This window comes from Bradyrhizobium sp. P2_E8, assembly GCF_056403875.1.
Genome location: NZ_JBFUES010000095.1, coordinates 1 through 12878 on the forward strand (window position 1 = coordinate 1; position 12878 = coordinate 12878).

Annotated in this window: 12 protein-coding genes; 7 read left to right on the top strand and 5 right to left on the bottom strand. The window is 63.3% G+C overall.

The window, feature by feature from the left end; genetic code table 11:
* The 5 genes from AC1D00_RS07925 to AC1D00_RS07945 form a co-directional block, all read right to left on the bottom strand.
* Window positions 1-754: outer membrane beta-barrel protein (locus AC1D00_RS07925; RefSeq protein WP_477010273.1), on the bottom strand; the 754-nt coding region annotated here is incomplete at its 3' end.
* Window positions 755-1001: 247 nt separating this feature from the next.
* On the bottom strand, window positions 1002-2264 hold the full coding sequence (arcA, locus tag AC1D00_RS07930; protein WP_404554750.1) for an arginine deiminase: 1263 nt from the start codon (window positions 2262-2264) through the stop codon (window positions 1002-1004).
* Between the two features lie 26 nt (window positions 2265-2290).
* Window positions 2291-3724 (bottom strand): basic amino acid/polyamine antiporter, encoded by a 1434-nt coding sequence (locus tag AC1D00_RS07935; RefSeq protein WP_477010274.1) that lies wholly within the window; start codon window positions 3722-3724, stop codon window positions 2291-2293.
* 143 nt (window positions 3725-3867) lie between these two features.
* Entirely contained in the window at window positions 3868-6930 is a 3063-nt protein-coding gene (locus tag AC1D00_RS07940; protein ID WP_477010275.1) for an efflux RND transporter permease subunit, read from the bottom strand.
* Window positions 6927-8030, bottom strand: coding sequence for an efflux RND transporter periplasmic adaptor subunit (locus tag AC1D00_RS07945; RefSeq protein ID WP_477010276.1), 1104 nt, complete (start codon window positions 8028-8030; stop codon window positions 6927-6929). The genes AC1D00_RS07940 and AC1D00_RS07945 overlap by 4 nt, the downstream gene beginning before the upstream one ends.
* A 319-nt stretch (window positions 8031-8349) precedes the next feature.
* On the opposite strand from AC1D00_RS07945, the gene AC1D00_RS07950 reads away from it, so the two are divergent.
* The 7 genes from AC1D00_RS07950 to AC1D00_RS07980 all read left to right on the top strand — a co-directional run.
* A complete protein-coding gene (locus AC1D00_RS07950; protein WP_477010277.1) occupies window positions 8350-8871 on the top strand; it encodes a Na+/H+ antiporter subunit E in 522 nt (173 codons plus the stop codon).
* Window positions 8864-9154, top strand: a complete 291-nt coding sequence (locus AC1D00_RS07955; RefSeq protein WP_477010278.1) for an MrpF/PhaF family protein — start codon at window positions 8864-8866, stop codon at window positions 9152-9154. The genes AC1D00_RS07950 and AC1D00_RS07955 overlap by 8 nt, the downstream gene beginning before the upstream one ends.
* A complete protein-coding gene (locus AC1D00_RS07960) occupies window positions 9151-9444 on the top strand; it encodes a monovalent cation/H(+) antiporter subunit G (protein ID WP_135172845.1) in 294 nt (97 codons plus the stop codon). Before AC1D00_RS07955 ends, AC1D00_RS07960 begins: the two co-directional genes overlap by 4 nt.
* Window positions 9445-9482: 38 nt before the next feature.
* Window positions 9483-10385 (top strand): MnhB domain-containing protein, encoded by a 903-nt coding sequence (locus AC1D00_RS07965; protein ID WP_477010279.1) that lies wholly within the window; start codon window positions 9483-9485, stop codon window positions 10383-10385.
* Window positions 10382-10723: an NADH-quinone oxidoreductase subunit K gene (locus AC1D00_RS07970; RefSeq protein ID WP_404554738.1), complete on the top strand. Its 342-nt coding sequence runs from the start codon at window positions 10382-10384 to the stop codon at window positions 10721-10723. Before AC1D00_RS07965 ends, AC1D00_RS07970 begins: the two co-directional genes overlap by 4 nt.
* Complete coding sequence (locus tag AC1D00_RS07975; RefSeq protein WP_477010280.1) at window positions 10723-12501, top strand: complex I subunit 5 family protein; 1779 nt, start codon at window positions 10723-10725, stop codon at window positions 12499-12501. Before AC1D00_RS07970 ends, AC1D00_RS07975 begins: the two co-directional genes overlap by 1 nt.
* Before the next feature lie 188 nt (window positions 12502-12689).
* Window positions 12690-12878: DUF1269 domain-containing protein (locus tag AC1D00_RS07980; RefSeq protein ID WP_477010281.1), on the top strand; the 189-nt coding region annotated here is incomplete at its 3' end.

A 12878-nucleotide genomic window follows, 5' to 3' on the forward strand; every position in this document is an offset into this window, starting at 1 on the left:
ATGTACGCGCCTCGTACAACACACTGGTCGTCAGCGACACATTGCTGGTAAAATTGTACTTCACACCCAGGTCCGCCGAGTAGATCTGGTCCTGCCGCCCCCGGTTCAGCCCGTCGGTGAACCAGAAGGCTTCGAACAGCGGCGTGCTCACGATCGACCATTTCGGATCGAGCTTGACCTCGATGCCGAGCAACGCGTCGAAGCGCCAGCGGCGAGCTTCCGCGAGGTCGGAAAACCGGTAGGTCACAAGCAACAGCGGCGAGAGTGTCACATTATTCATGCGGAAGTCCCGCGCCACCGAGCCCATCACGTCATGCGAGGTGAAGGCAAGGTCCCGGTAGACACCGTCGAAATCATATCGGTTCTCGTAGATGGCGGAGAAGCGCCAGCCGTCCCAATTCTCCGTCAGGCGCGCTCCCACGCGTGCGACTGCAGCGTTGCCATCCTTCTCCCTCGCGAACGCCTCGTATTGGGCGCGAGCGTAGAGCCGGTAAGAAAGGTCATTTGTCAGATTCCCGTCCAGCCTGACGCTCACGTCAGGCTCGTAGTAGAAATCCGATTTGCGGTTGTCCCGGCTGAACAAGGCATTGTCGGTGAAAGTCGGTGCAACGGAGCCGACGACGCTCCACGACGGAGCTGAGTAATACGGCACAGGACTGCTTGCCTTCAGCTCGGTCAGATCAACATCCGCGGCCCACGCGGTGCTTGCTCCAAACAATCCAACGACCGGTAACAGAACGATAGATCCACGCATGGCATGCCCCGATGGCTTCTGCGTACACCAGGAATCGCCTCAGATTGGGCAGCGATTGTGGCGTGTTAATGATAGGATTTTAAATCAGGGATTGAACCGACAGATTGCCATTTCGTAAAATGCGGGAAGCTCCCGACGCTGCGGAACAGACGCCGGGGAACTCACTCTGCATCTGACCCGATCGGTTGCGTTGCCCCAAGAAAAGCGGAACGCGCGCTGGCCTCACGGCCAAGCCCACTCGATCCGCCTAGTAGTCCACCGCATCCCTGGTGATCGGACAGGTCATGCAATGACCGCCTCCCCGGCCCCGCCCGAGCTCTGCACCGACGATGGTGATCACCTCGATCCCTTCCTTGCGTAGCAAGGTGTTGGTGTAGGTATTGCGGTCATAGGCAAACACCACGCCCGGGGACGCGCAAACCAGATTGGCGCCGCTGTCCCACTGCGTCCGCTCGCGCATATAGGCGTTGCCGCCGGTCTCGACCACGCGCAGCTTCTTCAGGCCAAGGGCCTCAGCCACCACATCCACGAACGGCTTTTCGTCCTTGCGCAGTTCGAGGCCGGCGGAATTGTCAGCCGGCCGGTAGGAAAAGGCCGCAATGTTGTTGACGATGTCGGGATAGAGCAGAACGCAATCCCGGTCGGCGAACGTGAAGACCGTATCCAGATGCATTGCGGCGCGGAGCTTCGGCATCGCAGCCACGATCACACGCTCGGCCGCCTTTTTCCTGAAAAGGGCCGCGGCGACCTGGCTGATCGCCTGCCGCGAGGTGCGCTCGCTCAACCCGATCAGGACGTTGCCCTTGCCGATCGGCATCACGTCGCCGCCTTCCAGCGTCGCGAGACCGTGGTCCCGCGTCGGATCGCCCCACCAGACATTGACCTTGCCGGCGAAATCCGGATGGAACTTGTAGATGGCGGTGGCGAGGATCGGCTCTTCATGCCGCGCCGGCCAATAGAGCGAATTCAGCGTGACCCCGCCGTAGATCCAGCATGTCGTGTCCCGCGTATAAAGGGTGTTGGGGAGCGGCGGCAGCAGATACTCGGTCATGCCGGCGGCCTCGCGGACGAGCCTGAGCATCTCGCCGCCATGGGCGTCCGGGAAGTCATGGGTCGAAACGCCCCCGATCAGCGTTTCGGCCAGTTCGCGCGGCGTGAGGCTCTCGAGGTAGCCCCGCAGTTCGTCGACGAGACCGAGACCGACCTGATCGGGAACAACCTGGTTGTCGAGGATCCACTTCCTGGCCTCGGGGATCGCGACCGTCTCGGTCAGCAGGTTGTGCATCTCGACGACTTCGATCCCGCGATCGCGCATCTTCTGCACGAAATCGAAGTGATCGCGCTTGGCGTTTTCGACCCACAGGACGTCGTCAAATAGCAGCGTGTCGCAATTGGAGGGCGTGAGGCGCTGATGGGCGCGGCCGGGTGAGCAGACCATGACCTTGCGGAGCTGACCGACCTCCGAATGAACGCCAAAGGGACTATTGGATTCCGATGCCTGCTTTGCCATGGGACTGCCCTTGAGGGTTGCCTTGCCTAGATCGTGATATAGCCGGTGGCCAATCCGTGAATCCCGACAGCAGCGCCGACGGCGGCTGCGATGAAGATGCCCCACTCGACGGCCGTGAAGACCCTCGCCTTCTGTTCCAGGCGCGCCCAGAAATAGAGTGCCGTGCCGGGCGCGTAGAGGATCAAGGACAGCAGCAGAAACTTCATTCCGGCCGAATAGATCAGGAACAGCGTGTAGATGACGGCGATGCCGGCAAAAATCGTGTCCCGCGTTCGCTCGCTGCTGCTCTTCTCATAGGTCTCGCCCCGCCTGACGAGCAGGAGCCCGTAGGCTGCGACGAGGAAGAACGGAATGAGTGACATCACGCTCGTCAGATTGAGCATCAACGCGAACGCATCCTGCGACCAATAGGTGCTGATGACGAAGAGCTGGACGATCACATTGGTGAGCCAGAGCGCCGCGGCGGGCACCTTGTTCGCATTTTCCTTGCCGAACAATGCCGGCATATCCCTGGTCCGACCGGCGGCGGAGAGCACCTCGGCACAGATCAGCGACCAGGCGAGATAGGCCCCCAACACCGAAACCAGAAGTCCAATGCTGACGAAGATCGCGCCCCAATGCCCGACCACGGCCTCCAGGACCGTCGCCATGGACGGCTGCCGCATGCCGGCGATCTCGGCGCGGAGCAGCACGGCATATGGCAGCATGGTGACGAGCACCATCAGGCTCGTGACGATCGCAAACCCGAGCAGGGTCGCTGCGCCGACATGCGCGCGCTCCTTGGCGTAGCGTGAATAGACGCTGGCGCCCTCGATGCCGAGAAAGACAAACACCGTGACCAGCATGGTGGCGCGGATCTGCTCGAACAGGCCCTTGTCCGGCATGCCCTCGCCGCCCCAGAAATTGCCGCGGAACATGTCGACGTTGAACGAGACGATCAGGATCACGATGAAGACCAGGATCGGCACGATCTTGGCGACAGTGACGATGGTGTTGATCGCGGCCGCCTGCTGCACGCCGCGCAGGATCATGAAGTGGAACAGCCAAATTCCGATCGAGGCGACGATGATTGCGGTGACCGTGTTCCCGTCGCCAAAGACCGGAAAGAAGGCGCCCAAGGTCGACTTGATGAGGACCCAATAGGATACGTTGCCGATGCAGCTGCCGATCCAGTATCCGAATGCCGACAAGAAGCCGGGATAGTCGCCAAATCCTTCCTTCGCATAGGCATAGACGCCGGCATCGAGCTCGGGCTTGCGCTCGGCCAGTGCCTGGAACACCCGCGCGAGGGTGTACATGCCGCCACCGGCAATGCACCAGGCGAAGATCGCGCCGAACGGACCAGTCGCGATCCCGAAAGTTCGCGGCAGCGAGAATATCCCCGAGCCGACCATCGAGCCGACCACCATCGCGGTCAATGCGAACAGGGAGAGCTTCTGGATTGACGGCGTCCCAGTCATGTGAAGACCTCGCGACACGCGGGTGCGCAACATCCCGGCCGGGCGACTTTGCCGGCGGTCGCACGATGCGCCTTGGGCGACACCTGGAATATCGGGTGATTACCTAGTCGAGCGTCGGGATTTCCCTCGCCGGAAACAGCCACTCACGACGACGGTGGCGCGGAGGCCATGGCCGGTCCCTTCTCTCCGAACCAGGTCACGTACAATGTCGGCAGCAAGACAAGCGTCAGCACGGTCGCGACCAGCAGGCCGCCCATGATTGCAACCGCCATCGGCCCCCAGAATACGGTTGGAGCAATCGGGATCATGCCGAGAACGGTCGACACCGCCGTCAGCATGATGGGACGGAAACGGGAGCTGCTAGCATCCACCGCCGCGTCCCATGGGCTCTTGCCGTGCGCGCGCTCCGCATCGATCTGGCTGATCAGGATCACCGCATTCTTGCAGATCATGCCGAGCAAGGCGAGAACGCCGAGAATGGTGACAAAGCCCATCGGCCTGCCGGACAGCAACAGCGCGGCCACAACGCCGATCATCCCGAGCGGAGCCACGCTGACGACCATGACCAGTCGCGAAAAGCTCTGCAGCTGGACCATCAGAACCGTGAACATGACGAACAGCATCATGGGAACCACGGCGAGCACGGACGCCTGCGATTTCCGGCTCTCTTCCACGGTCCCGCCGACGGCCACATTGTAGGACACAGGAAGCGTCTTCCTCAGCGTTTCGATCGCGGGCGACAGAGCATCCACCATCGTATCGGGCAGCGTTCCACCACCGATATCGGCACGCACCGTCAGGGTCGGGATGCGGTCGCGTCGCCAGATCAGCGGATGCTCCTGATGATATCCGAACGTCGCAAACTGGCTGAGCGACACCGTCTGTCCACCAGGTAGCGGCACCTGGAGCGTGCGCAGGTTAGACAGCGAAATGCGCTGTTCGTCGATTGCCCGGGCCACCACGTTGACCAGATAGATGTCGTCGCGGACCTGGGTGACGACTGCGCCGGATATCACGGTGTTCAATACGCTCGATATCGCCTGCGAGCTCAGGCCGAGACGGCGCGCTTCATCCTGATCGACGTAGATCCGCAGCTGGCGCTCCGGCTCCATCCAGTCGAAGTTGATGCCCTTGGCCCTGGGATCCGAGGCCAGGATCTGTCCAACCTTGAGTGCAATCGCACGCACCTGCTCGACGTCAGGTCCGCTGACGCGATATTGCAGCGGCCATCCGACAGGCGGGCCGAGGCCCAGAGGCGAAACCGACGAGACGGCCGCCGGAAACTCCTCCGCGAGACGACGTTCCAACCGCACCTGCAGGCGCTCGCGCGCTGCGACGTCCTTTGCCACGACAACCGCCTTCGTGAAGGAATCGTTCGGAAGCTCCACGCTCAGTGGGAGATAGAAGCGGATCGCGCCGCGTCCCACATTGGTGCTCCAATGACGGACGTCCGGATCGGCCGCCAATGCTGCATCCAGGCGCTTGGCTGCCATCTCGCTCGCATGGATCGATGCGTTCTGCGGCAGGCTGAGGTCCACGAGCAATTCGGGCCGATCGGACGACGGAAAGAACTGCTGCGGGATCAACGGAAGCGCGAGAACGGACGCGACAAAGAGCGCCAGCGAGATCGCGATCGTCAGCCACCTGGCGCGCATCGCCAGCGTCAGAAAACTCCGATAGAAACGGAACATCGCGCCGGGCTCGGCAGCGCCCTTCCGCACCGGCGGGACAAGAATGACGACACCCAGCAAGGGCGTGAAGACCACGGCAACGAGCCACGACACCAGGAGCGCGATCGCGACCACCGCAAACAGCGAGAAGGTATATTCGCCGGCCGAGCTCGCGGCAAACCCGACCGGGATGAAGCCCGCAATCGTCACCAGCGTTCCCGCAAGCATGGCAAAGGCATGGCTGCGGTAGGCAAACGTCGCCGCGTCGACCTTGCTGTCGCCTTGCGCCAGCCGATTGAGCGTTGCGTCGGTGGTCGTCATCGCATCGTCGACCAGCAGTGCGAGCGCGATGATCAGCGCTCCGAGCGATATCCGCTGCATGTCGACGCGAGCGATCTCCATGATCGGAAACACGATGGCCAGCGTCAACGGGATGGCAAGCGCGATGATGAGGCCGGGACGGATTCCGAGGCTGATGAAACTCACCACCAGGATGATGGCGATCGCCTGAAGGAGCGAGGTCATGAATTCGCCGATCGCGCCTCCGACCACGACTGCCTGATCGGCAACGAGGATCGGCTCGATTCCGATCGGGAGGTCGGCGGTGATCTCCGCCATCACCTTCTTGACGTTTCTGCCGAGCGCAAGAATGTCGCCGCCCTCGCGCATCGCGATGGCAAGCCCGATTGCAGGCTGGCCGTTGACCCGGAACATCGGTTGCGGCGGATCCACGTAGCCGCGCCGCACCTGCGCGATGTCGCTCAGGCGAATCGTGCGTCCTGCCGCGACGAAATTGACGCTGGCGATGTCCTGCTCCGACTGAAAACCGCCTGACACCCGCACGGAGATGCTTTCCTTGCCGGTCTGGATCACGCCCGCCGGGCGGACGATATTTTGCGATTGCAGCGCGGCGAGCAGAGCCGCCCGATCGACGCCCAGGGTCGCAAGTTCCTGCTTGGAGAATTCGACGAAGATCACCTCGTCCTGCGCACCCAGGAGCTCGATCTTCGACACGTCATGGACCTGAAGCAATCGGGAACGGATGTGCTCGACGTAATCTCGCAACTCCCGCTGCGTGAAGCCATCGCTGGTGAAGCCGTAGACGATGCCGAACGTGTCGCCGAAGTCGTCATTGAAGCCCGGACCGACGACCCCGGCAGGCAGGGTGTGCCGCATGTCGCCGATGCTCTTTCTCACCTCATACCAGGTGTCTGACACCTGCCTTGCGTTCGCACTTCCCTTCAGGTTGACGAAAATGGTGACGAGACCCGCCCGGGTGAAGCTGCGCAGGAAGTCCAAATGGGGCGTCTCCTGCAATTGGCGCTCGAGCCGCTCCGTCACCTGCTTCATCGTCTCTTCGGTCGTAGCCCCCGGCCAGGCCGCCTGAACGACCATGGTCTTGATGATGAAGGAGGGATCCTCGTTTCGGCCAAGCCGGAAATACGCCAGTCCCCCGGCGATCACGGCAACCATCATCACATAGACGACGAGCGAGCGATGCCTGAGGGCCCAGTCGGAGAGATTGAGCCCGATCATGGCTCTGACCCGAGCACCCGCACCTTCTGGCCCGGGTGAAGCGCCTGCACGCCCGCGGTGACGACGATGTCTCCGGCGTCCAACCCCTGCGAAACGATGACCTGTGCCTGGTCGAAACGCAGGATATCAACGTTGCGCGCCGATACGACGTTCGTCGACGGATCGACAACCCACACGGCCGGCTGTTGATTGATCCGCGTCAACGCGGTTGCCGGTATGTCGATCACCGGCCCGGAACTGGTTTCGACGCGGCCGTTGACGGTCGCGCCGAGCCGCATCGCCGCCGGCGGATCCGTCAAGCCGACCTTGACCTCGAAGGTGCGGGTGACTGGATCGGCTTGTGCCGCGATCTGACGAATGCGGCCTCGCGCCGTAACCTTCGGATCATCCGTCAGGCTGACGGTGACCTGCACGTCGGCTGGGGCCGATCTGACCATCTGAGCAGGAACATCGAAGATGGCGTCGCGGCCGTCCTGTCTGGCGATCCGCGCGATCATTTGTCCGGCCTGAACGACCTCGCCGGCGGACGGCCCCGTCGCGGTGATCTTGCCCGGCGCGTCGGCTCGCAGTTCGGTGAAACTGACGAGATCGTGCGCAGAACTCAATTGCGCCTCCGCCGCCTCGACCTGCGATTGGGCGGTCTGTCGCGCTTGCGTCGCCGCCTCGAAATTGGCACGCGTGGTCCACCCTTGTGCCAACAGCGTCTCCTGGCGCTCGTAATGGTTGCGTGCCTGCGTCAACTGGCCCTGTGCAGCGGAAAGAGCAGCCTTCGCCTGCCGTAATGTGCTCAGCTCGTTCTGGGGCTCCAGTTGCGCCAGCAACTGCCCGGCCTCGACCCTGTCACCGAGCCTGGCCTCGTTCGCAAGCAGACGCCCGGAGATCCGGAAAGCGACGCTGACTTCGTCCTCCGCCTCGATGCGCCCCGTGAAGGTCAGCGGCATCAGGCTCTCACGCTTCTCGATCGTCGTGGTCCGGACCGGACGCGGAGACGACTTCGTTGTTTCCACCTGACGATCACACGCAGCCAGGATCGACGCGGATGCAACTGCCATCAGCGTCAGTGCGATGGCTTGCCGAGGTGTCGTTCGGCGACCGCGCATAGCCAAGCTCCTCAAATTCCTGAGACGTTGCCGAGCAGGTCAGCCTTTCCCGAGGTTGCGATTTCGCGGCATCGCCCCTCGGTATTCTTGCCCAGGGGATCGGCCGCACACATTGGCAAATCTACTCGGTGCGGCCGGATGCAATCGCTGTTACGCGCGGCGCAAACGCAGGCAAAAACCTGACGAGGCGCAACAACCGTCCGACAGCGCTCTGGGGAATTCCCGACGCCTGATCAGGCAATCACCCAATATCGCCGGTCTCATCAAGAGCGCACTGTTCCAGGCTCAGACGAAGCGATCGAGCGCGGCGGCTTGACGAATGAGAGGGCCCTCGGGAAAACGGGACGCGCGTACGGGCGTCGGAGTCGGGGCGTCATGGCGAAGCGCGGCGTCCCGAGCGGCATGGTTTCTCTGCCTTTGGCTCGTGCTTGCCGGCGCCTCTCTCGATGACATTCCTGCCGCAACAATCGCCGTCGCGACGGCAACCTGGACGAGCCTGCGTTTGCTGGAGCCTGGCACGTCGCGGCGCTCACCTCGCGCGATCCTCCGACTGGCGCTTCTGTTCCTGTACCAGTCCATTGTGGCCGGAGTGGACGTCGCAAGGCGCGCACTCGATCCCGGCCTGCCGCTGCGCCCTGGATTCGTCGCGTATCCAACCCGCCTTCCGCGTGGCCTGCGTCGGAACGTGTTCGCTACACTCACCAGCCTGTTGCCAGGCACAGTGCCGGCCGGAGAGGAGGAGGCGCAACTCCTCTATCACTGCCTCGACGTCGATCAGCCCGTGATCGCCGAACTCGATCAGGAGGAGGCGGCCTTGGCTCGAGCGCTTTACAATGACTGAGTTCCTGACGGTTGCGGTCGGCTTCATTCTGGCCATGCTGGCGCTTGGACTGTTGTCGATCCTGCGTGGCCCTGGCGACGCTGATCGAGTCATGGCGACGCAACTGATCGGGACCGGAGGCATTGCGACACTGCTGCTGCTCGGAACCGCAGCGAGCATACCCGCAGTGATCGACGTGGCTTTGACCCTGGCGCTGCTCGCCACCTTCACCTCCATCGCGTTCGTCAAGAAGGGGCTTTCCCGCTTCGCGGCCGATGGAACCGCATCAACGGAGGACGAATGAGCCTCGCACGCGACGTGATGACGATTGCGGCAGTGTCGGCCGGCGCGTTCTTTTTTCTGGCCGGCACGGTCGGCCTGCTTCGCTTTCCCGATACCCTGACGCGCCTGCACGCGCTGACCAAGGCGGACAATCTCGGCCTCGGTCTGGTTGTGCTCGGACTGCTCCCGCAGGCAGCGAGTCTTCGCGACGGGCTGAAGCTGGTTGGTATCTGGCTGCTCGGCCTGCTCGCGGGCGCCACCGTCTCGCAACTGATTGCGCGCGCGGCGCGCCATGGCCAGTTGAACCGATGAGCATTGAGACGATCTTCGAAATCGTTCTTGCCGCGGTCGTGCTGACCCTCGGCGTCTGGACGGTCGTCGTGCCCGAGACGTTTTCGGCCACGGTCGGGTTCGTCGCCTATGGACTGCTGGTGGCACTCATCTGGGTACGCCTCGATGCTGCCGACGTCGCACTGACCGAGGCCGCAATCGGCGGCGGGCTCGGTGGCGTCTTGCTGCTGGGTGCGGCGGCGCGGTTGCGGGATGCCGACATGATGGCAGACGCAAGGCCAGGCAAGCTGCTGCGAGCCGGCGCCGCAGCGCTGTCCGTATTGACGGCTGCGGTGCTGGCCGGGGTGGTCCTGCTGCTACCCGATCCTGCGCCGACGCTTGCCCCGGCTGCTGTTGCAAATGCCTGGGCGACGGGCCTGTCAAACCCCGTTACCAACGTGCTCATGGCGTTCCGCGCCATGGATACCATGCTCGAGAAGGTCGTGCTGTTGCTGGCCATCATCGGCGTTTGGTCGCTTGCGCCTGACAGCGCGTGGGGCGGCCGTCCCGGGCCGCGCCACCAGGCCGATCCACGTGGCGTTCTCGCCTTTCTTGCGCGGCTGCTGCCGCCGGTTGGCATCGTCATCGGGATCTATATCCTCTGGACCGGTTCTGACCATCCCGGCGGAGCTTTTCAAGGCGGCGCGATTCTCGCGTCGATGTGGCTGCTGGCCATCATGGCCGGATTGGCGGACACGCCACTCGTGAGCCATCGATCGGTACGGTTCATCCTCGTTGCCGGGCCTGGTCTGTTCCTGCTCGTCGGCCTTGCCGGCCTTCTGTTTGGCGCCGCATTCCTGTCCTATCCGCCGGCGCTGGCCAAGCCGCTGATACTTGGCATCGAAATCGCAATGACCCTGACGATCGCAGCGACGCTCGGACTGCTGCTAGCCGGTGCGCCGGAACGGAGCACGGAGCCGTGAGCGGCGTGACGGTGTTCGGATTGTGCGCTGCTGCCGCAGTCGGACTCGGGCTCTACGGCCTGATCACGAACCCCCAGCCCCTCCGCAAGATCATCGCCTTCAATCTGCTCGGCAGCGGCGTATTCCTCCTGTTCGGCGTCGTTGGACGGCGCGGTGCGGCGGCAGGGATGGGCAACGATCCCGTGCCGCAAGCCTTGGTGATCACCGGCGTCGTCGTCGCGTTTTCCGCAACGGCTTTGGCAATTGCACTGCTGCTGCGGCTGTTCCAGACGAGCGCCTCCGTGGCGCGGAGCGGTCGCGCCTCGCCGGGCGATGACCCAGATCAGGCTGGTGGCTGATGCTGCCCCCTGCCCCTGCGCTGGACGCGGCAACAACCCCAAGCGGCTTCCTGCTGGTGCTGTCGATTGCCATACCCATCGCGGGTGTTCTGCTGGCCTTCGTCCTCGGCGACCGATACGTCAGGCTGGTCGCATTCGCGATGGTCCCGCTGGAGCTGGCGATCACCGTGACGATTGTGGCAGCAGTGCCGCACAGCACGGGCCCTCTCGTTTACCTGCTCGGCGCCTGGCCGCCGCCGCTGGGGGTGGCGCTACGCGCGGACGGATTGGCGGCCGTGATGCTTGCGGCAACCGCAGTCGTGATCTCTGCAGTCGCCGTCTATGCCGGTGCTGAATTCTCCGTCACGACGACCAAGGCCCGCGCGCCATTCGTGTTCTGGATCCTGCTGCTGGCGGTCTGGGCCGCGCTGAACGCAATCTTTGTCGGTGGAGACCTCTTCACGCTTTATGTTGCCCTGGAATTGCTGACATTCGCCGCGGTGCCGCTGGTCTCGCTGGATGGCCGCCCGGAGACCCTGCGAGCGGCGATACGGTATCTGCTCTTCGCGTTGCTCGGCTCCGTGCTCTATTTGCTGGGCACGGCACTGCTCTATGGTCTCCATGCCACCCTTGATATCGTGCTGTTGTCGCATCGGATTGGAGCAGAGCCGGCCTCGCTCGTCGCGGCGGCATTGATGACATCAGGTCTTCTGGCCAAGACCGCGCTCTTTCCGTTGCATCTCTGGCTGCCGCCGGCCCACGCGGGCGCGCCAGCTGCCGCCAGTGCGATCCTGTCTGGCCTCGTCGTGAAGGGATCTTTCTTCATCATCGTGCGGCTCTGGTTCCAGGTGATGCCCGGGCTGCCCGGTTTCGCTGCCACGCAACTGCTCGCTGCGCTGGGAGCGGCGGCGATCGTGTTTGGAAGCGTTCTCGCCTTGCGCCAGGAGCGACTGAAGCTCCTGATCGCATATTCAACGCTGGCCCAGATCGGGTATCTCTTCCTGATGTTTCCGCTCGCGTTCAATGGCTCGGGCCACCTGGAGAGTGGCGGGGCCCTGGCAGGCGGCCTGCTACAGGCTGCCTCTCATGCCACCGCGAAGGCGGCGATGTTCATGGCCGCCGGATCGATCTACGCCGGGCTCGGCCACGATCGCATCACGGGGCTCGGCGGTATCGCGCGGGTCCTGCCCTTGAGCGTGCTGACGTTCGCCTTCGCCGGCATCGCGCTGATCGGCGTGCAGCCGAGTGGCGCATCCCTGGCGAAAGACCTGTTGCTTCAGGCCGCGGCCGAGAGGCAGCAATGGTGGTGGGTGGTCGTTCTCCAGGCGGGCGGGGTATTCACTGCCGCCTATGTTTTGTTGGTTCTGGCTCATGCGCTGGCCCCTCCGGACAAGCCCGTTGTATTGACGGGCCCGGCACCGCGCCTTCGGGACGTAGCGGCGCTCGTCCTGGCGCTCTGCTCGTTATTGCTCGGCCTCGTGCCTTGGGAACCGTATCTGCCGGTCCCGTACATTTCGCCGCCCGATCTCTCCGGTCTCGGGACGCTCTCCAAATCGCTGTTGCCTGTCCTGGGAGGCGTGGTGCTGGCAATCCTGCTCAGCCCCTGGCCGCACCCGTTTGCGTCTTCGGTGCGCTGGAAGGTCGCAATCGGCGTGCTCAATCGATTCCGACGGGGCTGCTGCGCGTTCAGTAGCTATGTTGAAAGGGGCAACGGTCTTCTCTGCGAGTGGCCGGCGGCAAGCACCTGCCTTCTGATGCTGGCGCTGCTGTTCAGCGTGTTGATGCTTGTGGCCGCGTGAGGCGCGAGCTCATGCATCGGAACAGGTCAGACCCAGGTATTCCCTGTCGCCATGATCAGGAACAATCATCCCGACGCCTGAGGGTTTTCTCCGATGCCGCGCCGGTGAACCGACGGCTAATCTCTGACAGCGCGTCCCGCCAGCGTACCAGGCTTGGCCGGCGGAGTGCGATCCAGCGGGAGGTCTTCATGTCAGATTTAGTGGCGATCGTTTATCCATCCGAAGCAAAGGCTGAGGAAGTGCGCCAACGGCTGCTCAAGCTGCAGAAGGAATATCTGATCACGATCAGCGATGCCGTGATCGCCGTGAAGACGGATTCCGGCGGCATCAAGCTCAATCAACTCGTCAATACGACGTCGATGGGGGCGGTGACCGGC

What these genes read in the sequence shown, in the direction of transcription:
- AC1D00_RS07945 (WP_477010276.1), bottom strand. Translation starts at nt 8,030, where the DNA reads ATGCGCGGTCGCCGAACGACACCTCGGCAAGCCATCGCACTGACGCTG.
- AC1D00_RS07940 (WP_477010275.1), bottom strand. Translation starts at nt 6,930, where the DNA reads ATGATCGGGCTCAATCTCTCCGACTGGGCCCTCAGGCATCGCTCGCTC.
- AC1D00_RS07935 (WP_477010274.1), bottom strand. Translation starts at nt 3,724, where the DNA reads ATGACTGGGACGCCGTCAATCCAGAAGCTCTCCCTGTTCGCATTGACC.
- AC1D00_RS07955 (WP_477010278.1), top strand. Translation starts at nt 8,864, where the DNA reads ATGACTGAGTTCCTGACGGTTGCGGTCGGCTTCATTCTGGCCATGCTG.
- AC1D00_RS07975 (WP_477010280.1), top strand. Translation starts at nt 10,723, where the DNA reads ATGCTGCCCCCTGCCCCTGCGCTGGACGCGGCAACAACCCCAAGCGGC.
- AC1D00_RS07950 (WP_477010277.1), top strand. Translation starts at nt 8,350, where the DNA reads ATGAGAGGGCCCTCGGGAAAACGGGACGCGCGTACGGGCGTCGGAGTC.
- AC1D00_RS07960 (WP_135172845.1), top strand. Translation starts at nt 9,151, where the DNA reads ATGAGCCTCGCACGCGACGTGATGACGATTGCGGCAGTGTCGGCCGGC.
- arcA (WP_404554750.1), bottom strand. Translation starts at nt 2,264, where the DNA reads ATGGCAAAGCAGGCATCGGAATCCAATAGTCCCTTTGGCGTTCATTCG.